Annotated in this window: 22 protein-coding genes and 1 pseudogene; 13 read left to right on the forward strand and 10 right to left on the reverse strand. The window is 67.9% G+C overall.

Annotated elements, in window-relative coordinates; all coding sequences use genetic code 11:
* The first annotated feature begins 8 nt into the window (after positions 1-8).
* Genes ACTJLD_RS32060 through ACTJLD_RS32070 form a run of 3 tightly spaced genes read left to right on the forward strand, consistent with a single transcriptional unit; the run spans position 9 to position 2,778 of the window.
* Complete coding sequence (locus ACTJLD_RS32060) at positions 9-1,484, forward strand: efflux transporter outer membrane subunit (RefSeq protein ID WP_440660658.1); 1,476 nt, start codon at positions 9-11, stop codon at positions 1,482-1,484.
* A gap of 57 nt (positions 1,485-1,541) precedes the next feature.
* A complete protein-coding gene (locus ACTJLD_RS32065; RefSeq protein WP_124672502.1) occupies positions 1,542-1,982 on the forward strand; it encodes a hypothetical protein in 441 nt (146 codons plus the stop codon).
* A gap of 52 nt (positions 1,983-2,034) precedes the next feature.
* Positions 2,035-2,778, forward strand: a complete 744-nt coding sequence (locus ACTJLD_RS32070) for a hypothetical protein (RefSeq protein WP_440660659.1) — start codon at positions 2,035-2,037, stop codon at positions 2,776-2,778.
* A 142-nt stretch (positions 2,779-2,920) separates the two neighbouring features.
* On the opposite strand, the gene ACTJLD_RS32075 is transcribed toward ACTJLD_RS32070, so the two are convergent.
* Together ACTJLD_RS32075 and ACTJLD_RS32080 are read right to left on the reverse strand one after the other, a co-directional pair.
* Positions 2,921-4,075 carry an AraC family transcriptional regulator gene (locus ACTJLD_RS32075; protein WP_081066175.1) on the reverse strand — a complete coding sequence of 385 codons (1,155 nt, stop codon included), beginning with the start codon at positions 4,073-4,075 and terminating at the stop codon, positions 2,921-2,923.
* Positions 4,075-5,709, reverse strand: a complete 1,635-nt coding sequence (locus tag ACTJLD_RS32080) for an AMP-binding protein (protein WP_060082631.1) — start codon at positions 5,707-5,709, stop codon at positions 4,075-4,077. The genes ACTJLD_RS32075 and ACTJLD_RS32080 overlap by 1 nt, the downstream gene beginning before the upstream one ends.
* A 303-nt stretch (positions 5,710-6,012) precedes the next feature.
* On the opposite strand from ACTJLD_RS32080, the gene ACTJLD_RS32085 reads away from it, so the two are divergent.
* Positions 6,013-6,801 (forward strand): HAD-IIB family hydrolase, encoded by a 789-nt coding sequence (locus ACTJLD_RS32085; RefSeq protein ID WP_124545333.1) that lies wholly within the window; start codon positions 6,013-6,015, stop codon positions 6,799-6,801.
* 428 nt (positions 6,802-7,229) lie between these two features.
* Positions 7,230-8,333, forward strand: coding sequence for an AraC family transcriptional regulator (locus tag ACTJLD_RS32090; RefSeq protein WP_060318947.1), 1,104 nt, complete (start codon positions 7,230-7,232; stop codon positions 8,331-8,333).
* 19 nt (positions 8,334-8,352) lie between these two features.
* On the opposite strand, the gene ACTJLD_RS32095 is transcribed toward ACTJLD_RS32090, so the two are convergent.
* The 5 genes from ACTJLD_RS32095 to ACTJLD_RS32115 all read right to left on the reverse strand — a co-directional run bounded on the left by ACTJLD_RS32095 (position 8,353) and on the right by ACTJLD_RS32115 (position 13,068).
* Positions 8,353-9,858, reverse strand: a complete 1,506-nt coding sequence (locus tag ACTJLD_RS32095) for a sensor histidine kinase (protein ID WP_027792332.1) — start codon at positions 9,856-9,858, stop codon at positions 8,353-8,355.
* Positions 9,858-10,577: a response regulator transcription factor gene (locus ACTJLD_RS32100; RefSeq protein ID WP_021162521.1), complete on the reverse strand. Its 720-nt coding sequence runs from the start codon at positions 10,575-10,577 to the stop codon at positions 9,858-9,860. Before ACTJLD_RS32100 ends, ACTJLD_RS32095 begins: the two co-directional genes overlap by 1 nt.
* A 419-nt stretch (positions 10,578-10,996) precedes the next feature.
* Complete coding sequence (locus ACTJLD_RS32105; protein WP_059696745.1) at positions 10,997-11,599, reverse strand: TetR/AcrR family transcriptional regulator; 603 nt, start codon at positions 11,597-11,599, stop codon at positions 10,997-10,999.
* Between the two features lie 150 nt (positions 11,600-11,749).
* Positions 11,750-12,697, reverse strand: a complete 948-nt coding sequence (locus tag ACTJLD_RS32110; RefSeq protein WP_440660662.1) for a hypothetical protein — start codon at positions 12,695-12,697, stop codon at positions 11,750-11,752.
* The gene (locus ACTJLD_RS32115; RefSeq protein ID WP_226190335.1) at positions 12,697-13,068 is read right to left on the reverse strand and encodes a hypothetical protein; all 372 of its coding nucleotides are present in this window, start codon (positions 13,066-13,068) and stop codon (positions 12,697-12,699) included. The genes ACTJLD_RS32110 and ACTJLD_RS32115 overlap by 1 nt, the downstream gene beginning before the upstream one ends.
* A gap of 335 nt (positions 13,069-13,403) precedes the next feature.
* Here ACTJLD_RS32115 and ACTJLD_RS32120 point away from each other — a divergent pair, with 335 nt between their 5' ends.
* The 3 genes from ACTJLD_RS32120 to ACTJLD_RS32130 are packed head-to-tail and all read left to right on the forward strand — an operon-like array spanning position 13,404 to position 15,305.
* On the forward strand, positions 13,404-14,270 hold the full coding sequence (locus tag ACTJLD_RS32120) for a hypothetical protein (RefSeq protein WP_440660663.1): 867 nt from the start codon (positions 13,404-13,406) through the stop codon (positions 14,268-14,270).
* A gap of 56 nt (positions 14,271-14,326) precedes the next feature.
* A complete protein-coding gene (locus ACTJLD_RS32125; RefSeq protein ID WP_440660665.1) occupies positions 14,327-15,094 on the forward strand; it encodes a hypothetical protein in 768 nt (255 codons plus the stop codon).
* A gap of 49 nt (positions 15,095-15,143) precedes the next feature.
* Entirely contained in the window at positions 15,144-15,305 is a 162-nt protein-coding gene (locus ACTJLD_RS32130) for a hypothetical protein (protein WP_155639153.1), read from the forward strand.
* Between the two features lie 108 nt (positions 15,306-15,413).
* Here ACTJLD_RS32130 and ACTJLD_RS32135 read toward each other — a convergent pair whose 3' ends face one another.
* Together ACTJLD_RS32135 and ACTJLD_RS32140 are read right to left on the reverse strand one after the other, a co-directional pair.
* On the reverse strand, positions 15,414-16,523 hold the full coding sequence (locus ACTJLD_RS32135) for a DNA alkylation repair protein (RefSeq protein WP_334052331.1): 1,110 nt from the start codon (positions 16,521-16,523) through the stop codon (positions 15,414-15,416).
* A 156-nt stretch (positions 16,524-16,679) separates the two neighbouring features.
* Positions 16,680-17,441 carry a hypothetical protein gene (locus ACTJLD_RS32140; RefSeq protein WP_440660761.1) on the reverse strand — a complete coding sequence of 254 codons (762 nt, stop codon included), beginning with the start codon at positions 17,439-17,441 and terminating at the stop codon, positions 16,680-16,682.
* Positions 17,442-17,868: 427 nt separating this feature from the next.
* On the opposite strand from ACTJLD_RS32140, the gene ACTJLD_RS32145 reads away from it, so the two are divergent.
* Together ACTJLD_RS32145 and ACTJLD_RS32150 are read left to right on the forward strand one after the other, a co-directional pair.
* Positions 17,869-17,997, forward strand: coding sequence for a hypothetical protein (locus ACTJLD_RS32145; protein WP_440660666.1), 129 nt, complete (start codon positions 17,869-17,871; stop codon positions 17,995-17,997).
* A gap of 505 nt (positions 17,998-18,502) precedes the next feature.
* A pseudogene (locus tag ACTJLD_RS32150) lies at positions 18,503-18,655 on the forward strand (double zinc ribbon domain-containing protein); the annotation flags it as partial.
* Between the two features lie 116 nt (positions 18,656-18,771).
* Here ACTJLD_RS32150 and ACTJLD_RS32155 read toward each other — a convergent pair.
* Positions 18,772-19,545, reverse strand: a complete 774-nt coding sequence (locus ACTJLD_RS32155; RefSeq protein WP_440660776.1) for a hypothetical protein — start codon at positions 19,543-19,545, stop codon at positions 18,772-18,774.
* Between the two features lie 127 nt (positions 19,546-19,672).
* Between ACTJLD_RS32155 and ACTJLD_RS32160 the strand changes: the two genes are divergently transcribed.
* From ACTJLD_RS32160 to ACTJLD_RS32170, 3 genes are read left to right on the forward strand one after another with little or no spacing between them, the layout of a single operon-like run.
* On the forward strand, positions 19,673-19,891 hold the full coding sequence (locus ACTJLD_RS32160; protein WP_440660778.1) for a hypothetical protein: 219 nt from the start codon (positions 19,673-19,675) through the stop codon (positions 19,889-19,891).
* Positions 19,892-19,910: 19 nt separating this feature from the next.
* A complete protein-coding gene (locus ACTJLD_RS32165) occupies positions 19,911-20,594 on the forward strand; it encodes a hypothetical protein (RefSeq protein WP_226182509.1) in 684 nt (227 codons plus the stop codon).
* Between the two features lie 29 nt (positions 20,595-20,623).
* Positions 20,624-21,814, forward strand: coding sequence for a hypothetical protein (locus tag ACTJLD_RS32170; protein ID WP_440660668.1), 1,191 nt, complete (start codon positions 20,624-20,626; stop codon positions 21,812-21,814).
* Positions 21,815-21,821: the final 7 nt, after the last annotated feature.

Here is a 21,821-nt window from a genome sequence, read left to right on the forward strand (position 1 = left end):
AGGCGACGATGCGATGCCCGTTCCCTCCGGTGCGCGCGACGTGCCGCGTGCGCGCCTTCGTCGCGGCCTGCGCGTGCGCGCTCGCCGCATGCACGACGGTCGGCCCCGATTACGTGGCGCCGCAGCCCGCGCATCCGCCCGGCTGGAGCGCGCCGCGCGACACGGTGACGGCCGACCCCGCGCAGTTGCAGGACTGGTGGCGCGCGTTCGGCGATGCGCAGCTCGATGCGCTGGTCGAGCAGGCGATCGCGCACAACCAGGATCTCGCGATCGCGCGCCAGCGCTTGCTGCAGGCGCGCGCCGAACGCGACCAGATCGCGAGCCGCCTCGGCCCGACCGTCACCGCGGGCGGGAACGCCGATGCGCTGCGCTCGTCGCGCGCGCTCGAATGGCCGCCCGGGATCGGCCAGTCGCGCACCTACCGGCTCGGCTTCGATGCGTCGTGGGAACTCGACCTGTTCGGCGGCACGCGACGCGCGGTCGAATCGGCCGATGCGCAGATCGACGCGCTCGACGACGATCGCCACGCGATCCTCGTGAGCCTGCTGGCCGAGCTTGCATCCGATTACGCGGAACTGCGCGCGACCCAGGAGCGGCTGCGGATCGCAACGGACAACGTCGCGAGCCTCGACGCCACGCGGCAGCTGACCGAGCGCTCGAACCGGCGCGGCCTCGGCACGTCGTTCGCGGTCGCGCAGGCGCGTGCCGAACTGCAGCTCGCGCAGGCTGCGGTGCCGCCGCTGCAGCAGGACGTCGCACGGCTCGCCCACGCGATCGGCGTGCTCGTCGGCGGTTTTCCGGAAACGCTGCGCGACTCGCTGAGCGCGCCCGGCGCGACCCTGCCGGTCGCGCCCGCGCTGCCCGTCACGCTGCCGTCGGACGTGATCCGCGAGCGCCCCGACATTCGCGCCGCCGAACGGCGGCTCGCCGCCGCGACCGCGCAGATCGGCGTCGCGCGCGCCGAGCAGTTTCCGCATTTCGCGATTCCGCTGAGCCTCGGCACGACGGCGAGCCTCGTGCAGGACCTGTTCTCGGGCGCGAGCGTCGCATGGTCGGTCGCGCTCGACGGCACGCAGACGCTGTACGACGGCGGCCGCGCGAAAGCCGGCGTCGACGCCGCGCGTGCGGCCGCCGAGGCCGCCCGGCTCGCCTACGAGCAGCGCATCCGCGGCGCGTTTCGCGATGTCGAGGACGCGCTGGTGGCGATCGGCGCCGCGCGCGACCAGCAAGCCATGCTCGCCGCGGCGGTCGACAGCAGCCAGGATGCGCAGTCGCGCGCGACTCGGCTGTATCGCAACGGCCTCGGCGAATACCTGTCGGTGCTCACGGCGCAGCGCGCCACGTACCGCGCCCGCGACGCGCTCGCGCTCAGCCGGCTCGCCCAGGTGCAGGGCGCGATCGCGCTCTACAAGTCGCTCGGCGTCGGCTGGCGCGCCGCGCCGCCGGTCGCGCAGGCCCGCGCGGCGCAAGCGAGCGCGCATTGAATGCCCACGCACGGCCACCCGACGCTTCGGCGTCGCTCATCCAACGGAGAACCCTCGATGTCCGCTCTCAATCCGAATGATTTCGCGCTGCACGACATCCATCTCTTTCCGGTCTGCGTGTTTCGCCCCGAACACGCGACACCGGGCTACGCGCCGCGCTGGGAAGGCGAGATCGACACGCTGATGCGCCACGGCGAGCCGTTCGTGATCGTCTACGTCGAACTCGACACCGACGAGAGCCACGACGACCGCAAGCACCGCGCGGTCTGGCTCAAGCAGAACAAGGTCGCACTGGGCGCCGTCTGCAAGGCGCTCGTCAGCGTCGAACCCGATCCCGACCGGCGCGCGGAAGTGGCCGCGCAGGGCGAGGTCGCCGTCAAGGCATTCGGGATTCCGCATCACGCGGTGGCGTCGTTCGGGCAGGCCGTCTCGCTCGCCGCCCGGCTCACGCGGCAGCATCCGGGCAACGACGCGCTGCAAACCGGACAACAGGCATGACAGGGCCGGCACGCCGGGCCACGTCGCATCCGCCACCGACACGAGGGCCGGCATGCGCTATCCCGCCCTGACGATCACCGGCTCGCACACGCTGGCGTCATGTCCGACGCGGCTCCCCGATCCGGGCGAGATCCTGTTGTGGCGACTGCGCGGCGAATGGCAGCTCGTCACCAGCGAACAAGGCCATCTCTGCCTGTCGAAGACGGAACTGCGGCGTGCCAGGATGCATCCGAACCGCGCGCACGGCCGCCGCTTCGCGATCGGCCGGTCGGCGCTGCGCGCGATCCTGGGGACGCTGGCCGGCCGCGCCGCCGACGAGCTCACCCTGATCGAGCGCGAGGCCGACCATATCGCGATCGCGGGCTGCGACTCGCTGGACGGGCTCGACATCGTGGTCGGCCACGCCGGTATCTGGATCGTGATCGCGATCGCCCGTGGCCCGATCGGGCTGGGCATGGCGCAAGCCGGCACGTACGCCGGCCCGGCATCGCGCGACCAGCTTCGGCTGGACAGCCTCTCGAATGCATGCGGAAGCGGACACGGCGCGACGCTCGCGTCGCTGGCGCCGTTTGTGGGGCCCTTCCGCGAGGTTGATACGCCGCATGCGGGCCGCTGGCGCCTGCTCGACATCCCGCTCCCCGGCCTGGCCTGCGCGGCAACCGTTGCCGCGCGCCAGATGGACAAGATCCATGCGGTAGGCTGGCGCGGCGAACGCAAGGACTGGCTGGCCGACCGCGATCGCTACCTGCGGGCGGCGACGTTGGGCAGCACGGCGGCCTGTGTCGCGGTCGAGTAGACCGGCTTCGAGGCCCCGCCGAATTCACGCGGTGGCGATTCCTGCGTTCGGTATCGGACATGGGAGCCGTCCATGGGAACGCGAGAAGGGAGCCGGTTATGGGAGCCGGCTACCTTGACCCTTGAACCTTTGAAGCGATGCTTTACGCGCGCCGCCGGTAAGTACCCGGCGTGCTCCCCGTCCAGTGCCGGAACGCGCGATGGAACGCGCTCGGATCGTCGAAGCCGATGTCGGCGCCGATCGCCGCGATCGTGTCGGGCGTGTCGGTCAGCCGCTGGATAGCGATGTCGCGCCGCAGTTCGTCCTTGAGCACCTGGAACGTCGTCCCTTCGGCGGCCAGGTGGCGGCTCAACGTGCGCACCGAGCAATGCAGGTGCTCGGCCGCCTGGTCGATCACCGGCAGGTCGGGCAACGCGGCCGACAGGTACTGCCGCACGCGATGGCACACGAGCTGTTCGCTGAACGATTCGAAGATCCAGTCGCCGGGCGCGCGCGCGAGGAACTTGCGCAGGTTGCGCTTGCTCTGCCGGATCGGCGCATCGAGGTAGTCCGCGCTGAAGCGCATCAGCGTGCGCTCGCAGTCGAACGCCACGGAGCCGGTAAAGAAATACAGGTGGTCGACCGCATGGCGCGGCCGCGGGCACGCGAACTCGATCTGCAGCAGCGGGATCTTCTGCCCGATCAGCCAGGAGCACACGCCGTGCACGAGCTTGAGCATCAGCTCCTGGCCGAGCGCGCCGATCGGGCCGATCGCGTCGTTCGGGCGCAGCAGCACCTGCGCGACGAGGCCGTCGCGCTTCGATTCGACGAAAAAATCGTCGAGCAGGATATGGAAGAATTGCCCGAAACGATACTGCGCCGTTTCGAGGTTGCGCGCGTCGAGCAGGCTCAGGCACAGGTACTTCAGCGTGCCGCCGCGCAGCGGGCGCGAGAAGATGCCGGGCATCTCGTCGTCGAGGTCGATCGCGAGCGTGCGGTACAGCGTCGAGAACTGCTCCTCCGTCACGCGCGCATGCGGTTCGCCGAGCAGCTCGATCGGGATGCCGGCCCCGCGCAGGTAGCGCTCGACCACGTCGCGCTGCACGCCCGCGCTCGCGAGGAAGCCGTTGACGAGCGAGATCGGCACCGTCGCGCTCGGCGAAGGCAGCGCCCGCCCGGGCCCGGGCTGGGCGGAAAGTGCATCTGAACCGGTCATCGCGTCCCCGTCGGTCGAACCGCTCGCATTGTACTTGAGCGGCCCGCGCGGAGCCTTCCGGGCCCGGGGCGCGCCGGGCCTTGCGCGGCGCGCCGACGCCATCAGTCGGTGCGGCTGAGTTCCCGGCGCAGGATCTTGCCGACGGTCGACTTCGGCAGGCGGTCAACGAAGCGGATCAGCTTCGGCACCTTGTAGGCCGCGAGGCTCGCGCGGCAATGCGCGACGAGTTGTTCCTCCGAGACGTACGCATCCTGCGCCAGCACGACGAACAGCTTGACGGCCTCACCCGTGCGCGCGTCCGGCACGCCGATGCACGCGCATTCGGCAACGCCCGGCATGGCGGTCGCGACGGCTTCCACCTCGTTCGGGTACACGTTGAAGCCCGACACGATGATCATGTCCTTCTTGCGGTCGACGATCCGCAGGAAACCGGCTTCGTCGAACACGCCGACGTCACCCGTGCGGAAATAGCCGTCGGCCGTGAACGCGGCCGCATTCGCGTCCGGTTTCTGCCAGTAGCCGCTCATCACCTGCGGCCCCTTCACGCAGATTTCGCCGGCTTCGCCGATCGCGACTTCGCGATCCTGGTCGTCGAGCAGCTTCACGTCGGTCGACGGCAGCGGCAGGCCCGTGGTGCCCGTGAACGTGTCGATCGACTGCGGGTTGAACGACACGACCGGCGACGTTTCCGACAGCCCGTAACCCTCGCGGATGAAGTTGCCCGTCACCGCCTTCCAGCGCGACGAGATCACGTCGATCACGGCCGCGCCGCCGCCGGCCGACAGCTTCAGCCGCGACCAGTCGACTTCCGTCAGGCGCGGATGGCCGGCGAGCCCCGCATACAGCGTGTTCACGCCGACGAACACCGTCGGCCGCGCGGCCTTCAGCACGTCGATGAAACCGTCCATGTCGCGCGGGTTCGCGACCAGCCAGTTCTGCGCGCCGATCGCGAAGTAGGACAGGAAGTTCACCGTCAACGCGAAGATGTGATACATCGGGATCGCCGTGACGACGACCTCCTCGCCCGGCTCGCGCGCGGCCGGCACGATCGCGCCGAACTGCGCGATGTTCGCGACGAGGTTGCGGTGCGACAGCGCGGCCCCCTTCGACAGGCCGGTCGTGCCGCCCGTGTACTGCAGCAGCAGCAGGTCCGCGCCGCCGAGCGGCACCGGCTCGAACGCGAGCGATTCGCCGGCGGCGATGGCGTCGGCGAGCGGGATCGAACCGGGCGGCAGCGCGTCGCATGCACCGGCCGGCGCATCGACGACGCCGAGATCGCCGCGCCCGACGCTCAGCACGGTACGCACGCGCGTGCCGCCGACCACCTCGGCGAACGTGCCCATCGACCCGCCGCACACCAGGGCGACTTCGACGCCTGCGTCGTTGAGCTGATGCTCGAGCTCGCGCGCCGTGTAGAGCGGGTTCACGTTGACCTGGATCGCGCCGATCTTCGCGACCGCGACGAACGCGACCGGAAACGCGAGCACGTTGGGCAGCATCACGGCCACGCGATCGCCCTTGCGCACGCCCACGACCTGCTGCAGATAAGCGGCCAGCGCCGTCGACAGGCGGTCGACGTCGGCATAGGTGAGCGTGCGGCCGTACGAATGGAACGCCGGACGATCGGCGAAACGGTGCATCGCGTCGTCCAGCAGCGCGCTTACGGAAGGATGGCGATCGGGATCGATCTCGGCGGGGATCGAGCCATACGACCCGGTCCAGTGTCTCTTCGTCATGTCTCACTCCACGGGGGACGGCGCGCCGGCCGCGCGCCGTTCGCGCGACGGCCTGCACGCCGGAAAAGCGCGGGCCGTCGCCTGACCGGCGACTATCGCCCGCGCGGCGCGCTTTGAAAATGATCCGGGCGGCCGAAAAGATGATCGAAACGGACACGCGGGCGGGCGCGCTTGTCCAGACAACTTCGCCGACCGGCGCAGGAAACCGCTTATTCCCCGGCACGAATTGCAAAGCAGCAAGCGGCATGGCACGGCCGGGCGCCCTTCTTCATAATCGACGCCTGTCATTCCGCTGTCGAAATCATGCAGCCGCTTTCCCTGGCCCCCGCCGACACCTTCTCGTCCGTCCGCTTCCTGCTGACCGACATGGACGAGACCCTGACCCATCACGGCCGCCTGTCCGCCCGCACCTACACGGCGCTCGAACGCCTGCAGGCGGGCGGCATCCGCGTGATCCCGGTGACGGCCGCGCCGGCGGGCTGGTGCGACCAGATGGCGCGCATGTGGCCGGTCGACGGCGTGATTGCCGAGAACGGCGGCCTTTTCATCCGGCGCGGCCCGGACGGGCACGGCGTCGAACGCCGGTACTGGCATGCGGACGATGCGCTCGCCGGCGCGCGCGACGCACTCCGGCGCATCGCGCGGCAGGTCGAGGCCGCCGTTCCCGCCGCCCGCCCCGCCGACGACCAGGATTTCAGGCTGACGTCGCTCGCGTACGCCCGCACCGGCGGCGACCAGGACGACCGAATCCGCGACGCGCTGGTCGAGGCCGGCGCGGACGCGACCATCAACAACCTGTGGATCATCGGGTGGGTCGGCGGGTACGACAAGCTGTCGATGTCGCTGCGCGTGCTGTCGGACACGTTCGGCGTCGATGCGGGCGCCGGCGCGGCGCGCGATTGTGTCGCCTATTCCGGCGACTCCACCAACGATGCGCCGATGTTCGGCTACTTCACGCACACGGCCGGCATGAGCACCGTGGTCGAGTATCTGCGGCAGTTGCCCGCGTTGCCGCGCTGGATCACGCAGGGCCCGGGCGGCAGCGGGTTCGTGGAGTTCGCCGACGCGATCCTGCGCACGCGCGCGGACTAGGGCCTGTTCACGCTAATAACGGGCTTGCGCTGGCCCCCAGAAGGGCCGAGCGCAAGGATTGCGACGAAGCGAATACTCGACGTATTCGCGAGGAGCATGACGCGGCGATCGGCCCTTCTGGGGGCCAGCCCCACGAACGAATTTTTCTAAACAGGGGAACGTGCCTTTCCGCCCACATTGCGGCGTCGTGCGTCGCTTGTTTGGCACGGCCAAACGGCGCTCCTTACTCCTTGCACTGCGAGCGGAAAGGCACGTTCGCAAGCCCGTTATTAGCGTGAACAGGCCCTAGCGGGGCTGAGCGCGCTCGCGCATCGACTGTCGCGTGATCCTGTCGCGTGATCGTCAGGGTGAACCCTGTGGCGCATGGGACCGATCCCGAGCAGAATTGCGTGCCGTAAACGATATCGATTCGGACGCAGGATGTTCCCATGCCGCGCAGTGTGCCCTTGAACCCGACGACCGCCCGCGCAGCCCGCCTGCCGGACCTCGAGCCGGCCCACGCGTTGCGCCAGCAGCGCTTCACGCCGGCCAAGCTGGCCGTGCTGCTCGACGTGGCCGCGCAAGCCGGCATCGACCCGGTCGCGGTGCTCGACGGTACCGGCCTCACGCCGGCCGCCGTCGCGGACCCGTTCACGCTCACGTCGCCGCTGCAGTTCCTCACGGCCGCGCGCAATGCCATCGGCCGCTATGACAGCTCCGATCTCGGCGTGCGCGTCGGCCACCGGCTGCACGTGTCGAGCTACGGGATGTACGGCTACGCGATGCTGTGCTCGGAATCGCTCGCGCACGCGTTCGAATCGGCCGTCAAATATCACCGGCTCGCGAACGGCATGCTCGCGATCCGCTGGGTCGAACAGGGCGATACCGCGTCGTGGCTGTTTCCCGACCGGCACGAAGTCGCGCTGCCCGATCTCGACGAGCCGCTGTACCGTTTCCTGATCGACATGCAGTTCGCGCTGCACGTGACGATCATCAAGGACGTGATGGGTGCGTGGTGCGTGCCGGCGCGCGCGCAGTTCGCACAGCCGCAGCCGGCGCACGCGGCGCTGCTGGGCGATGCGCTCGAATGCCCGATCGCGTTCGACCAGCCGCATCACGTGCTCAGCTATCCGGCCGCGTGGCTCGCGCGCGCGCCGCAGCTCGCGAATCCGATTACCGCCGCGCAGGTGTCGTCGCACTGCGCGAGCCTGCTCGACGAATTGCGCAGCCAGGCCGGCGTCACGCGGCGCGTGTACCAGGAACTCACCCGCACGCCGGGACAATTCCCCGATATCGACGCGATCGCGGCGATCCTCTGCATCACGTCGCGCACGCTGCGCCGCAAGCTCGAAGCCGAAGGCACCTCGTACAGCGAACTGCTGGCGAGCGTGCGCAAGGCGCTCGCGATCGACTATCTCAGCACGACCACGCTCAGCACCGAGGACATCGCATCGACGCTCGGCTTCAGCGATGCGGTGGGTTTCCGCCACGCGTTCAAGCGCTGGACCGGCATGACGCCGAGCGACGTGCGGCGCAACAAGCGCGGCGGCTGAGCGCGAGCAGTGACCGCGCTCAGCGCCCGTCGCCGGTCGCGGGCGCGGCCACCGCCAGCGCGAACTCGAACACCGCCCCCCGCCCGGGCCGGTCGACCAGCCGGATACTGCTGCCGTTGAGCGCCAGCATCCGGTGCACGATCAGCAGCCCGAGCCCGCCGCTCGTCACCGCGCCGCCGCTCATCGGCCGCTGCGGCCGCTGGAACAACCCTTCGCGCCGCGCCGCCGGAATCCCTTCCCCGGTATCGGCCACGGTCACGAGCACGCGGTCGCCGCGCGGCTCCAGCGCGACCTCGACCTCGCCATGCGCAGGCGTATGCCGCAGCGCGTTGTCGAGCAGGTTGGTCAGCACGCGCTCGATCATCCCGAGATCGGCCGACACGACCGGTACCCGCGCCGGAATCCGCGCATGCAGCGCGACGCCGCGCGCCTGCGCGGTCAGCTCGAACTTCTGGAACACGTCCTGCACGAGATCGACGAGCGAGAACGGCTCGCGCTCGGCCTGCACACCGCCCGATTCGAGGCGTGCGAGCTCGAACAGCGCCTGCGCGAGCCGCCCGACCTTCGCGCTCTGTGCGAGTGCGATCGACAGGTAGCGCCGCCGTTCGGTGTCGGCGAGCGTGTCGGCCTTCAGCGACAGCGTTTCCAGGTAGCCGTGCAGCGACGTGAGCGGCGTGCGCAGGTCGTGCGAGATGTTCGTGATCAGCTCGCGCCGCTGCTGGTCCTGATGCGTCAGCGCGCGCCACTGGTCGCCGATCCGGTCGGCCATCTGCGCGAACGCGGATTCGAGCACGACGATGTCGTCGCCGCGCCGGCCCGGCCGCGAGCGCGGCACCGGCGGCTGCGTGTCGGGCGTGCCGTTCGCGTCGAAGCGGCGCATCGCGTCCGTCAGCCGGCGCAGCGGGCGCGTGATGAAGCTGAACGCTGTGAGGCCCGCGAGCAGGCCGAGCAGCGCGACGAGCGCCATCGACCACAGCGTCGTGCGCAGCACGTTGCCGGCGTCCACGCGCGCGGCCAGCCGGTCGTGCGCCTCGCCGAGCAGCACCACGTAGATGTAGCCCGACGGCGGCTGCCCCGCGCGCTGCAGCGGCGCGGCGCTGAAGACCTTGCGTGCGTCGGGGCTGCGCGGGTCGTCGCCGAGGATCGGCAGCGGCTCGCCCGCGATGAAACGCTGCACGGGGGCGAGATCGACGCGGTCGCGCTTCACGTGGCCGGGCGGCGCATCGTCGCCCTTGATGCGCCCCGCGTTGTCGAGCAGATAGACCTCGACGCTCGGGTTCACGCCCATCAGCTGGCCGAACAGCGTGCGCACGGCGTCCGGGCGCAGCCCGTTCGCGTCCATCAGCGGCGCGCTGTGGGTCACGCTGTTGACGATATTGGCGGCCAGGTCACGCGACAGCCCCTGCACGACTTCCTGTTCGCGCATGTCGTTCGCGCGGATCTGCAGCCACGCCGATGCGCCCGAGCACGCGAGCAGCAGCACCGAGAACACGAGCGACAGCCGCTGGGTGAGGGTGAGCTTCATCATCCGTCCCGCTGGCCCGGCGCGGCGAGCTTGTAGCCGCGGCCCCACACGGTGAGGATCCGCACGGGCTCCGCCGGATCGGCCTCGATCTTCGCGCGCAGCCGGTTGATGTGGGTGTTGACCGTGTGTTCGTAGCCTTCGTGCTGGTAGCCCCACACGGCATTGAGCAGGTCCATCCGCGAGAACACCTTGCCCGGGTGCCGCGCGAAGAAATACAGCAGGTCGAATTCGCGCGGCGTGAGGTCGATGCGCGCGCCGTCCACGCTCGCTTCGCGCGCGATCGGATCGATCGCCAGCCCCGCGACGTCGAGCGTACCCGCATCGATCCGCGAATCGCGCGCGAGCGCATCGACGCGGCGCAGCAGCGCCTTCACACGCGCGACGAGTTCGAGCACCGAGAACGGCTTGGCCAGATAGTCGTCGGCGCCGAGCTCGAGGCCGAGGATCCGGTGCACCTCGCTCGAACGCGCGCTCGTGATGATGATCGGCGTGTAGCGCGTCATCGCCCGCGCGCGCCGGCAGATCTCCAGGCCGTCGACGCCCGGCAGCATCAGGTCGAGGATCAGCGCATCCCAGCCGCCCTGCTCGAGCAGGCGCAACCCTTCGGCGCCGTCCGCGCTGTGCACGACCTCGTAGCGCTCGTCGCGCAGGTGCAGGCTGAGCACGTCGGCGATGTCGGCGTCGTCCTCGACGATCAGGATGCGTTTCGGTTGGTCCATGGCGGCGGATGGCGGCACGTCGGTGCCGAGGTCGGGTATCGGTTCGGGCCGGCCCCGGGCCCGGGCCGGCTGGCCGGGTTCCTCGGGGAGCGAATCGCGGCAATGCGCCGCGCTGCCGCCATTGTGCAAAATTTTGCGGGAGGGAGGGATCACATTTCGTTTATCTTTGCATCGTGTCCGCCCCGTGAGCCAATGCCGGCATGGCTTTCCAATCCGGCCCCATGAAACGGAACCTGCGCCGCCCCGTCCGGACGCAAGCTGGACACTCGGGCGCGGATCTGTCGAGCGATGGCGGCGCGCCCCGGATTGCCGATCCGAATCCGCGCTGCACGCCGTGCGAGTGGCGCCTCCGGCATTCAGTGCCGCCGACCGGCACGCGCGGCGCATGGAACGCGCAGCGGGAGGCCGACAGCAAACGCCTAACCCGGACGGCTACGCGTTTGACGCGTACTCCCGGTTGCGACCGTCGACTCATTCAGCAACACCTTCGCTGCCTCCCACGCCCGTGCGGCGGCACGTGGATCTCCGATCGCACGCGCATCCGCTGTCGCGCCGCTCAGCAACATCACATACACGCCGGCCAGCTGATGTGCGCGGCGACGCGGAATGATCTCGGACAGCAATCGCTCCATGATGGCCAACAGGTCATCCCGGTAGCGCACTGCAACGTCGGTCACCTTGGGACAGGTCGCGCCGAACTCGGCCAGCGCACGCTCGAACAGGCAGCCCGCAAACTCGGGGCTGCGAAACCAGACACCGTACCAGTCGAAGATCCCCTTCAGGCGCGCAGTGGCATCCGCCATGGGTTCGAGCTTGGCGGCAATGCTGTCCATGATGAAGGTGTAGCGCTGCTCCAGCACCGCCTTGATCAGATCGTCCTTGCTCGCGAAGTGATGGTAGAGCGTCATGCGAGCCACGTCCGCCTCGGCGATGATCCGGTCGATACCGACCGGATGAAAGCCATGGCGGGAAAACAACTCACCGGCCTTGTCCACCACCTGCTGGCGTTTGCTCGCGCGCATGCATGCTTCTCCTGACTACGGGGCGGCATCTTAGCACCACCGCCAGCACCGATTCTTCAGGTTGCAGGGCAAGCGTTGCAGGCTGCCGGTACGACCACGCCTTGCAGGGCGTCAAACACGTGGCCGCCATGCCCTCTGCTCTCGGCGATCTCAGCAAGGCACCCGGCCGCCGTTCATCATGCACCACCGCTGCGTCTCCTGTTGCGGGGCCGCATACGGTAGTCCGGTTCTCGGATCGATGTGATCGTACTGGCCCATCGGGTGTCGAGCCCGCCACGCGGCCTGCTCGGCATACTGCTGTTCGATCGCGGCATGCTCTCGTGCCAGATCTGCCTTCTGCGCATCGTCCAGTTTCTTCGTCATGGCCACGAGCCGTGCGAACTTCGGATCGCGAACATCCTGCAGGGGCGGAAACGGTGGCGTAGGCGGCATGATGAGCACCGGACCGGTGTATTTCGGTATCGGGAACCGGGACGGCCGGCCGAAGTTCGCCGCCATATCCATCTCCCACATCGCAGCGCCCATTCCAAGCACATGCTCGTAGTCGCGATTGACGACCGCCAGCGTGACCGGCCCCGACGGCGCCGGCAATGGCTGCAGGACAGGCGGAAGCGTCTGTCGAGCCTCGGGATAGATGGTACGGACATACGTGATTGCAGCGACGGAGTACTGCTGGAGGACTGCCTCGTACGCGTCCAGTATCTGCGCTCGACCATAGCCGCCAGGATTCTCGAACATCGGCTTGTAAGCCAGCACCTTCTGGCTATACAACGCATTCGCATTGCGCTGCTCTGCGGCAAGCTGTTGCTGAGGATCCGTCGGCGCAGACGCCGACAGGGGCGCACACCCCGAAAACACGCTGGCGGCCAGCAATAACCCGACTGTCGCGCCAAGAGCCGTCCGGCGTCGACGCGGGCTGCGGGCGATCGCCTGGTTGACCAGGGCGAACAAAACGGGGGGTTTCCTGAATGCGCTTGTCTGCATGGCACGGCGTCCGAAAGGCTTGGTCATCTTTGGCCCGGTGCCGATCGCAACTGCGAACGCGATGCGTCGCAGTACAGATTGAATCGGCACGAAGCCCTCATTGGGGTTGAACATCAATCCAGCGCACATCGCACGACGATGCCCCGATCGACGAGCGACTTCAGCAACCCCGTGTATGTCGGACATGCCCGGGAAGCATTGAGTGCGAGCACGTCGTCGATTTCCGCGCTGTCATTGCGCACGCTTTCGTACTGTCGCGCAGTGGACGGTTGCAGCGAAGCAAACGCGCCGCACACATGCACGAATGCAACAATCTCCTCGAACATTCTCGTATCGATCTCGATGGCGACCATCATGTCGGAGCCATATCCGCATTCCGAATCCACTTTCGCCGCATAGGCCCGCATGTCGTACGCGGGCAACCAGGGCGGATGCAATCCGTCGAGGCTCCGGGCGATTTCATCGATACCGGCTTTCAGCGTCATGGTGAAATCCTGCCTGTACCAGATTCGGCGTCGCCTCCTGCCGGGTAACAGGTGCCTGTCTTTACGGATCGGGAAGCAAGATATGACGAATGTATACTAGTCGATCTACTTTGACTAGAATCCCGAATGTCGAAGCGGAAACAGCCGATGCACGCGCAACGGCCCCCGCTTTATTGCCTTTGAATATATTTTCCGATCCTGATATTCGGGAAGCGGAAGCGCTTCATAAAAACGTTACCCGGCGACGCATTCCCTCTCGCGATGCCGGCAACAGGCAAACACAAACGCACCGTACCTCGTAGCCCGCTTCCACGACCTCTACGGATTTCTCCGCCATGCCGCGCGCCTCCTTTCCGCCTCGTTTCGCCGCATCGTTCGCATCGGGCTGCCTGTATGGCGCCGGCCTGATGCTCGGCCTTGCGCTCACCGTGCCGGCCGCCGCACAAACGACCGTATCCGCGCCACGCGTCGTGTCCGAGTTGAAGGACATCCGCATGAAGCCGCTCGCGAATCTACCCATGGCTGGTAGCGCCAACGATCGCGGAGACTGCTCGCAACTGGTCATCCAGCCGAAATCGGCGGCGGCCAGGCTGGTGGCAGCGCAAGGCTGGGCCGTCATGTCGGACATGCCGCTGGGACCCTACCGCGCAATCAGCTTCGCGGGCCAGATGGAGGCAGCGACCAGCGGCACCTGCAGCATCACGCAAGGCAACGTGGCCGTGTTCGAGAACGGCAGGCTGATCGCGCTGGCCTATGGCAAATCGGCGGAAGATACCGCCATCGGCAGACTGGCCCCGCTCGAGAGCGGCGCCGTGCGCATCTGGGATGGCGACATCGCGCCCTCGCCCGCCGGCGACCTGCACGTCGACCGCGACGGCACGCTGCGCCTGTCCAGGGTGGCCGACGAAGACGCCGTATGCCAAGGCCGCGCGAAGGTGCCCAACGTCTACAACATGCCGATCGACAAGGCCCGCAAGGCACTGATCGCCAACGGGTGGAATCCGGTGCGAGGCGGCGCCAGCGGAGAGCCGCGGCAGTCCGCCCTGGTCAGGCGCGGCATTGTCGAGACCGAGTCCTGCGCGGGCACCGGGCTCGCCTTTTGCGACTTCGGCTACACGGGCCCTGCCGGCAAGTTGACCTTGACCACCGTAGGCGAAGGCGCCCTCCCGTCCGTCACGGACTACGACATCAAGTGCCGCTGATCTCCCATCGCCCGCCGCGCTGCCCGGCCGCGCCCTCCATGAATGCGGAGCGCCTCATGCAACGTCTGCACATGCGAACCTCGGCCAACGTCTTGCGTGCGCTGTCCGCTTGCGCGCTGCTGGTCGGCCTGAACGCGTGCGAGCGCGCCACGCCGTCCGTCCGCCCGATGACAGCACCTGCGTCCGCCGCATCCCGGCCTGCCCCCCATGAGCCGGCGATGGCCGCGGATTTGCCGCTGCAGGCGCTGTTGGGCGTGTTCGGCGGAGTGAAGCCGGCGACCTGGCCAGCGTTCGACAGCGTCACCGGCGTGCACTGGGACGACGCCAGGCCGCTCGTCAATCCGGATTCGAACGCCCGCGAGGCCACGCGCTACCGTGGCGGCAGCCTGCTGCTCGCGGGTTTTGGCGAGGTGGACGTGCCGGACGGCAAGGTCGGCGAGAGCGCCGGCGTCAAAAAAGACAACGAAGGCCACGTCGGCGTCGTACTCAACGGCAATGCGACCGCCGTCCTGTCGATCGTGCTGCGGAAGTTCTACCCGAACGACGACACGCAGGACATTCTGCTGCGCCAGTTCGGCAGAGGTGCCGCGGTCAAGCGCATCGCCGGCAGCTGCGCGCGGGACTACGGCACCACTGCACCCAACACGCAAAAGAACGTGTTCTACCGGGTCAGTATCGCCAACGCTGCCGTACCGCTGTTTGCCGAAACCTACGTCGACGAAGATGGCGGCAATCACGGCCCCGGGGCAACCACCTTCGTGTTCTACCGCAACAGGCCGGACCAACGTATCACGAGCATGCGGTGCAAGCGCGCCGACGCCTGAGCGAGCGCGCCTCGACATCGCGCCGTGCATCACAACACGTGCCTGCGGGATGGAAGAACGTCACCCGGGAGAATATGGCGAACACGGCCGGTGGCGCTTCGATGCGTTCGAGCGTCAACGCATGCATGTTTCGGTCTACGCCATCGGCGCACGCTCCGATAAAGGCGAGCCACTGGCGCCGGCTTCCGTCAAGGCGGTACTGGTGCAATAGCGCAAGCCGCCTGACTTTGCGCCGGCGGCGAATTGATCGAGCACGCGCGGGACAGCGCGGCGGGCGGGGCCGGCAAACGCGAAACGTCGCCCGCCCGTCAACCGCCACTCACACGGCGAGCTCGAAAAACGATCGCGCAACAACCTGACCGTTGACGATCAGCTCCACCTCATGCCGGCCCGCATAGTGCCGGCGCGTCGTGAAATCGCGCATCGGACGACTATGCTGCAGCGTGACGCGCTGCCCGGGTTCGAGCGTCAGCCCCTTCAGCTTGAACACCTTCGGCGACGCGTCGCCATTCTGCTTCACATACGCGATACGGTAATCGACGACGAGCCGCTGCGCGGTCTCGGCCGTCGATTGCAGCTCGCACGCGAGCGTAATCGACTCGCCGAGCACCACCTGCGCGGGCGTCACGCCGAACGGGCCGATTTCCAGACGCGGCGCGCTCTCCGCACCCAGGATCGCGAGCGCTCGCGCACTGCCCTGCTTCACGAGGGTGCGGAGCGCATGACGGACGATCCATCGCGTATGCGGATGGTCGCCGCCCCATCGTTCGGCCCGATCGAGCACCCACGCCGGATGCGTCTTCGCCACGTCGTTCAGGTGATTCGCGACCGAGCGGCGCACATAGGCGCTCGGGTCGGAGCGAAGGTTGTCGAGAATCCGCACGGCCAGCGACGGGTCGGCCTCGATCTCGCGGAGCCGGAACGACCAGGGCAGACGCGGGCGACTTCCCTCGCTCGCCAGCCGGCGCACGGCATCGTCCGCATCGTGCGACCAGGCTTCCATCGTTGCGAGCGCACGCGCCAGGTCGATGCGCAGGAATTCGCGCACCGCGAATTCCGACGTGCCGAACGGCGTGAAGTATTTCAGCGCGTCCATCGAGCGGTCGAACGCGTGACGACCGTACTGCCCGACGTAATCGGGCGCGATGAGCGACACGAAACCCCGGCCCAATCGAGGCGCGGCCTCCTGCAACAACACCAGCACGGCATCGTATCCGCCCGGCAGCGGCCGCGCGCCCGTGTCGATCGCGAGACTGGCGCGCCTGACGCGCTCCATCAACGTCAAGCCGTCGAGGCCTTCGAGCGCCGTCGCCAGAAACGCCGATCGGTCGAAGGCAGGCTCGATCGAATGCAGCGCGTCGGACAGCGCATGGAATTGCCGCTTCCCCAGCGACTCCTTCAACGGGACGGGAACTTGAGTGGTTGTCATGACGTGGAGATCCGACGCGCGTCGCGGATCATCGGGTGCGAAAACGCACAGTATCGCCGAAGCCCCTGCCAGATTCTGTCAGCAGACTTTAGCTGTCCGGCTTGCGCCGATGCGCGTACAGCCGGCATGCGCGAATCGCGAGCGAGAGCACGGTATTCATTCATGCGTCGGTGCTCGCCGCGGCTCAGCGGATGGATCGTCACCGAAAAGCCGGTTTCGCAACTGACTGCCGGTGAAGGCGATCGCAATCAGCGACAGATAACCGGCGACGAGCAGATGCCGCCAGCTGTCGAGCGCGGCGCGATGCGCGACCAGCGCCGCATCGGGCGCCGGTACGGCAAGACTTTCCGGCACGATCGCGCGCGTCATCTGCACGAAGCCCGCAGCCGACAGCACAGGCAGCAGGACGAGCAAGGCCAGCAGCACGAACCTTGCGCGACGAAAAAACGCACGCCGGCGCAGATGAAACCACAACCCGAGACTGCCGTGCACCCACCCCGGTGCAAGCAGCGCGATCTGCAGCCCCTGCGTGCCGCTCGTGAGGAGCGACACGATGACCCGCTCGTAGTTCGGTTCGAAGCCGTAGAACGAAGTTGCTACACGGGTCCCGACAACATGGCGGATCAGCAGCATGGGCAGGCTGAGTCCCGCCCAGAGACGCAGCCATTCGGCGGGCGGCAGCGACCAGTGCCGGCGGCCGTAAATGGTGCGAATCGCCAGCGCGAAATGCAGGCCGGCCGCGCCGTACAGCACGATCGTTCCAGGCAGGCTTTGCCAGAGCCCGATCGCCAGGTGCAGCCCGCGCTCGGCGATATCGATCGACCAGATGCCGAGCGCGTGATTGATCATGTGAATCGAAATATAGAGCCACAGCAGGATGCCGGACCCGAGCTGCAGCCTCCGCGCGATCTTGCGCATCAGGTCATGCGCCGACACCGGTCGACCGTCGTCGGGGTCATGCGTATGCGGTGCGTGACGCAAGCCACGATTGCTCCGTGGCGGGCGCATGCCGCCCTCCCGCAACCACGACGACCGCTGCGCCCCGCCCACGTTCGGGGCGCCCTCGCGATCGCGCTGCGCCCGGCCCGGCGTGTCCCCGGTCTGCCTCTCCCTGTCGTGCATTGGCGCCTCCTCTCCATGCCTCCAGTGCGTGATCGACATACCGGGAAACCAGCCCGTTTATTCCCGCGATGGGCGACATGCCGCGGAATGCGTCGCGCGGCTTCGGGAATAGGTACCGTGCTCGCCGGGTATACCGTGTGTGAGCGCACGACGGAACGACGACAGCTGCACGTCGGCACCCGCCACGTCAGAGAGAGAAACGAGCCGGGTCAAGGAGACCATCATGTCCAACGTTCTGTCCCACTGGATTCTGATCGGCTGCGACGCATACGACGAGTACGTGTTTGTGCCGTGGCTCGATAAATCCGTGTATCTGCGCACGGTCATGCTGCGTCGTGTCTGTCTGCTGTGACGGCAGATGCGCATTTTCGAGCGGAATTCTTCCTGCGCCATGACGTCCGCTCCGAAGCCGCCAGGCACTCGCTGCCGTGCTGTGCAACTCTCCGTCGACACACTGCGTCACGCGATTGGCGGATGGCAAAACCGCTTGATTTCAGTGTAATATCCGCCGCAGAAGACCATTTGTATTACCAATCCAAATAATGAAAACAGTCCGCCGGATTCAACCTGGCGACTGAAACGGGGAAAGCTTGAACTCGCCATTCAATACCGGAACATCCGGATTCGTCGTGCCATACGTGCCGATCCACGTCGGCCGGATCTCTTCTTCTCTACGCCGCCACTTCCCGCGCGGCCGTCCCGAATTCGACTGATATCCCGCGCCGAGCGGCCCGTTCCGCGTCGCGTGCCTTCGTAGCACACGGCCGATACGCCGCCATCCCGCGATTCGGACATACGTGCGCTTGCTCGCACGGCGCCTTCACGTCGATCGTTCAAAAGAAGAGGATTACTGAATCATGACTGCGTGTACCCACTGCGGCACCGATCTGCCCGTCGGGCTCAAGTTCTGCAAGCAATGCGGAACACCGGTGGCGGCCACTCGTAACGAAGCGGCCGGCGCACCATGCCGGAGCTGCCATGCCGTTCTGACGCCAGGCCAGCGTTTCTGCAACAAGTGCGGGACGCCCGTCGCATCCGCGAATGACAATGGCGCAATCGAAATCGACGTGCCTGCTCCACCGGCCGAGTCTGCTCCGCAACATGCATACGCAGCCGCGGAATCGGCTCACGGGCCTGCGCACGACTTCGTCGTCGAATCACCGGCGGCGAACACCGCCTCGAAAGATATCCCCCACGTCGCGAACATCGCCGATGCGGAATCGGGTCGCGCGAGCGCACCGCTGCCATCGCATGGCGCCGCGGCAACCGTCACGCCCAACGCAGCGGCAGACCATCGCGGCGATACGGTCGCTGCGTCGCATGTCTCGCCCGTCGTGACCGACGGGCAGTCCGGGCCTGCGGGCGCATCGGCAAGCACCGAAGCGGCGCTCGCCGCCGACGACATGATCGCCGTCGAAACGGTTGCCGAACCTCGCGACGTACCGGACACCGATACCGCGCCGACGCCGGATACCGAACCCATGCGTCCGGTATCCGGCGTGGTGTCCCGGCCGATCGCACAGCCCGCGACTACGAACGACGATACGTCGGCAAAACTCAAGATCATTGCGGCCGGCGTCGCGGTCGCCGTCGCCTGCGCGGACGGCGCATTCTGGTGGCACGGCCGCCAGGCGAGCGCCCCCGCAACACCCGAGCCGGTCGCCGCATCCACGGTACCGGACGCCCCGGCCAACGCCGCGTCGGACATCACCGGAGCGAGTACCGTCATTGCCAGCGCGGTCGTTGCGACGACGCCGGCCGACACACCGGCATCCGCGCCGATCGATACGGCCACTGCCGCCGCAGCCACGACCTCGCCCGCGTCGGGCCCGGCCGTCGTCACGAATGTCGCGACGGTTTCGGTGCCCGCGACGCCGCCCGCGTCGAACGCGTCGAACACGCCGCCTGCATCTGCGAACGCGCAACAGACATCGCCCTTCGCGAAACTGCAGGACGACCCATCCGCACCACCCGCACCCGCCGCCGTTGCGGAAGCATCGCGCAACAAGCCGCGCCCAGCACCGCCCGTGCGCTCGTCCACGACGGCCAACCCCGCATCGCCCGCCGTCGACGGCCTGCTGAAACGCGCGCAGGGCGACCTGTCGCGCGGCCAGTACGACAAGGCCATCGCGACAGCGGAAAGCGTCCTTGCGATCGAGCCCGGCAACCGTCCGGCGAAGACGCTCATCGGCAAGGCGAAGGCGCGGCAGATGGATGCACTGCGCAACAACAGCACACTTGAATGAAGCGCCGGAGAACACCGACATGACAATCCAGAAAACCCTCGCCGCGGCCTGCGCGGTCACCTTGCTCGCCAGCGGCTGCGCCACCCAGAACGGCGCCGGCGGGATCTCGTCCGAATCCGTGCTGCGCTGTACGGCGCTCGGTGCCGGCGGCGCGCTGGTCGGCGCGCTGATCGGCGGCACCAAGGGCGCGATCGGCGGCGCGGTGGCCGGACTCGCCGCGTGCGCCGTGATCGAAGTGGCGACACGGCAGACGAAGACGGCAGCCGAAGTCGATCGCGATTACCGCGCGAGCAACCGCAACAACCTGCCGCCCTACGCGAAGATCGACGCATACAACACGGTCGTGACGCCGCGCTCCGCCGTCAAGGCCGGCGAGCCGATCAGGCTGGCCTCGCAGATTCGCGCGGTGTCCGGCACGAACGAGCCCGTCCAGGAGGTCAAGGAAGTCGTGACCGTCTATGCACCGTCGGGCGAACAGTTCAAGCGCGGCGAGAAGGTCGTCAACGCGACGCCGGGCAGCGGCGAATTCGACAACAGCTTCACGCTGAAACTGCCGTCGGGCGCACCGCAAGGCACGTATACGCTGAAAAGTCAGGTCTACCTGAACGGCAAGCCGGGCTCGGTCCGGCAGTCGAGCATCCAGCTCGCGCAGGTCGACGGCGTCACCGTCGTCGCGCTGCTCGACGCCCCCGCCGCATACTGACCCGCCCGCACCTGCAAGGAGATTCAACGATGTCAACGCTCGATCACGCCCCCGTGTCGGGGAAGTTCGGACTACTGCGCGCCGCCGAGGCCGTCACGAACTGGCGCGCACTCGCGATGTGCGCTTTCGCGCTCGTCGCCAGCATGCTGATGGGCATGCTCACGATCCAGGTACTCGGTCACAGCCCCGTGCTCGGCCTGCTGTTCGTCATCGCGACCTGCGCGATCTCGCTGATCGGTTATTCCGCGGTCGGCATCGTGCTGATGCGCGATGCCCAGGGCGAGCCGGTCGGATTCGTCGACGCGCTGCTGCAGGCGACGTTCACCGTCCACCGCCTGATCGGGGTCGGCGTGCTGCTCGCCGTCGGCTGGGTGCTGTTCCTGCTCGCGCTGCTGATCGTGTTCCTGGTCTGCAAGATCCCGGGCCTCGGCCCGCTGCTCTATGCGATCGCCTATCCGCTCGCGGCGATCGTCGCGGGCGCGATCTTCGCCGGCATGTGGTACGTCGGCTATCCGCTGGCCGCGCCCGCCATCTGGCAAGGCAACTCGACGCTGCAGACCGCCGCGCGCCTGTTACAGATCGGCCGCCGCCAGCTGTTCGGCGTGATCGTCAGGATGTTCGGGCTGCTGCTGCTCGTCGGCGTCCTGTCCGCGGTCGTACTCGGCATTCTCGGCACGGGCGCCGCAATCGCCTCGTCGATCTCGGCGGCCACCGGCACCAGCCCGCTGGGCGGCCTGATGAGCACGCTCGGCGGCCTGGGCGGCTTCGGCCGCCATGCCGGCGCGTACGGCCTCGGCGCGGATGCGGCGGAAGGCGGATTCGACTACCGCAGCATGGCCTATCTGGGCGCGTACGGCTTCGGCAACGGCCTGCTGGTCGCGATCGGCCTCGTGATCCCGTTCCTGACGTTCGTCAACGGCACGTGCCTTATCTATCTGCAGACGGTCAGCGGCGTCGATTTCTCCGCGACCGAAGAGAAACTGAGCCAGCACGTCGCGGACGCGAAACGCCACGCCGAACAGGCACGCGAGCGCGCCGCCGATCACCTCGCGAAAGCACGCGCGTCACACGCCGCCGGCGCGGCCGGCACGGCTTCGCTGCCGGCGTCGGATACGGCACCGCCCGCCACCGACGAAGCCACGGCGTGTGCGCAATGTCACAAGCCGATGGCCGCCGACGACCTGTTCTGCGGCGAATGCGGCGCACGCCGTCACGCGTGACGGCGGC

This window comes from Burkholderia sp. 22088 (assembly GCF_052045915.1).
Taxonomy (GTDB): domain Bacteria; phylum Pseudomonadota; class Gammaproteobacteria; order Burkholderiales; family Burkholderiaceae; genus Burkholderia; species Burkholderia cepacia.

Coding starts and splice junctions, on each gene's coding strand:
- ACTJLD_RS32060 (WP_440660658.1), top strand. CDS start 9: ATGCGATGCCCGTTCCCTCCGGTGCGCGCGACGTGCCGCGTGCGCGCC.
- ACTJLD_RS32065 (WP_124672502.1), top strand. CDS start 1,542: ATGTCCGCTCTCAATCCGAATGATTTCGCGCTGCACGACATCCATCTC.
- ACTJLD_RS32070 (WP_440660659.1), top strand. CDS start 2,035: ATGCGCTATCCCGCCCTGACGATCACCGGCTCGCACACGCTGGCGTCA.
- ACTJLD_RS32075 (WP_081066175.1), bottom strand. CDS start 4,075: ATGGCGTCGGCGCGCCGCGCAAGGCCCGGCGCGCCCCGGGCCCGGAAG.
- ACTJLD_RS32080 (WP_060082631.1), bottom strand. CDS start 5,709: ATGACGAAGAGACACTGGACCGGGTCGTATGGCTCGATCCCCGCCGAG.
- ACTJLD_RS32085 (WP_124545333.1), top strand. CDS start 6,013: ATGCAGCCGCTTTCCCTGGCCCCCGCCGACACCTTCTCGTCCGTCCGC.
- ACTJLD_RS32090 (WP_060318947.1), top strand. CDS start 7,230: ATGCCGCGCAGTGTGCCCTTGAACCCGACGACCGCCCGCGCAGCCCGC.
- ACTJLD_RS32095 (WP_027792332.1), bottom strand. CDS start 9,858: ATGAAGCTCACCCTCACCCAGCGGCTGTCGCTCGTGTTCTCGGTGCTG.
- ACTJLD_RS32100 (WP_021162521.1), bottom strand. CDS start 10,577: ATGGACCAACCGAAACGCATCCTGATCGTCGAGGACGACGCCGACATC.
- ACTJLD_RS32105 (WP_059696745.1), bottom strand. CDS start 11,599: ATGCGCGCGAGCAAACGCCAGCAGGTGGTGGACAAGGCCGGTGAGTTG.
- ACTJLD_RS32110 (WP_440660662.1), bottom strand. CDS start 12,697: ATGTTCAACCCCAATGAGGGCTTCGTGCCGATTCAATCTGTACTGCGA.
- ACTJLD_RS32115 (WP_226190335.1), bottom strand. CDS start 13,068: ATGACGCTGAAAGCCGGTATCGATGAAATCGCCCGGAGCCTCGACGGA.
- ACTJLD_RS32120 (WP_440660663.1), top strand. CDS start 13,404: ATGCCGCGCGCCTCCTTTCCGCCTCGTTTCGCCGCATCGTTCGCATCG.
- ACTJLD_RS32125 (WP_440660665.1), top strand. CDS start 14,327: ATGCAACGTCTGCACATGCGAACCTCGGCCAACGTCTTGCGTGCGCTG.
- ACTJLD_RS32130 (WP_155639153.1), top strand. CDS start 15,144: ATGGAAGAACGTCACCCGGGAGAATATGGCGAACACGGCCGGTGGCGC.
- ACTJLD_RS32135 (WP_334052331.1), bottom strand. CDS start 16,523: ATGACAACCACTCAAGTTCCCGTCCCGTTGAAGGAGTCGCTGGGGAAG.
- ACTJLD_RS32140 (WP_440660761.1), bottom strand. CDS start 17,441: ATGCGCAAGATCGCGCGGAGGCTGCAGCTCGGGTCCGGCATCCTGCTG.
- ACTJLD_RS32145 (WP_440660666.1), top strand. CDS start 17,869: ATGTCCAACGTTCTGTCCCACTGGATTCTGATCGGCTGCGACGCATAC.
- ACTJLD_RS32165 (WP_226182509.1), top strand. CDS start 19,911: ATGACAATCCAGAAAACCCTCGCCGCGGCCTGCGCGGTCACCTTGCTC.
- ACTJLD_RS32170 (WP_440660668.1), top strand. CDS start 20,624: ATGTCAACGCTCGATCACGCCCCCGTGTCGGGGAAGTTCGGACTACTG.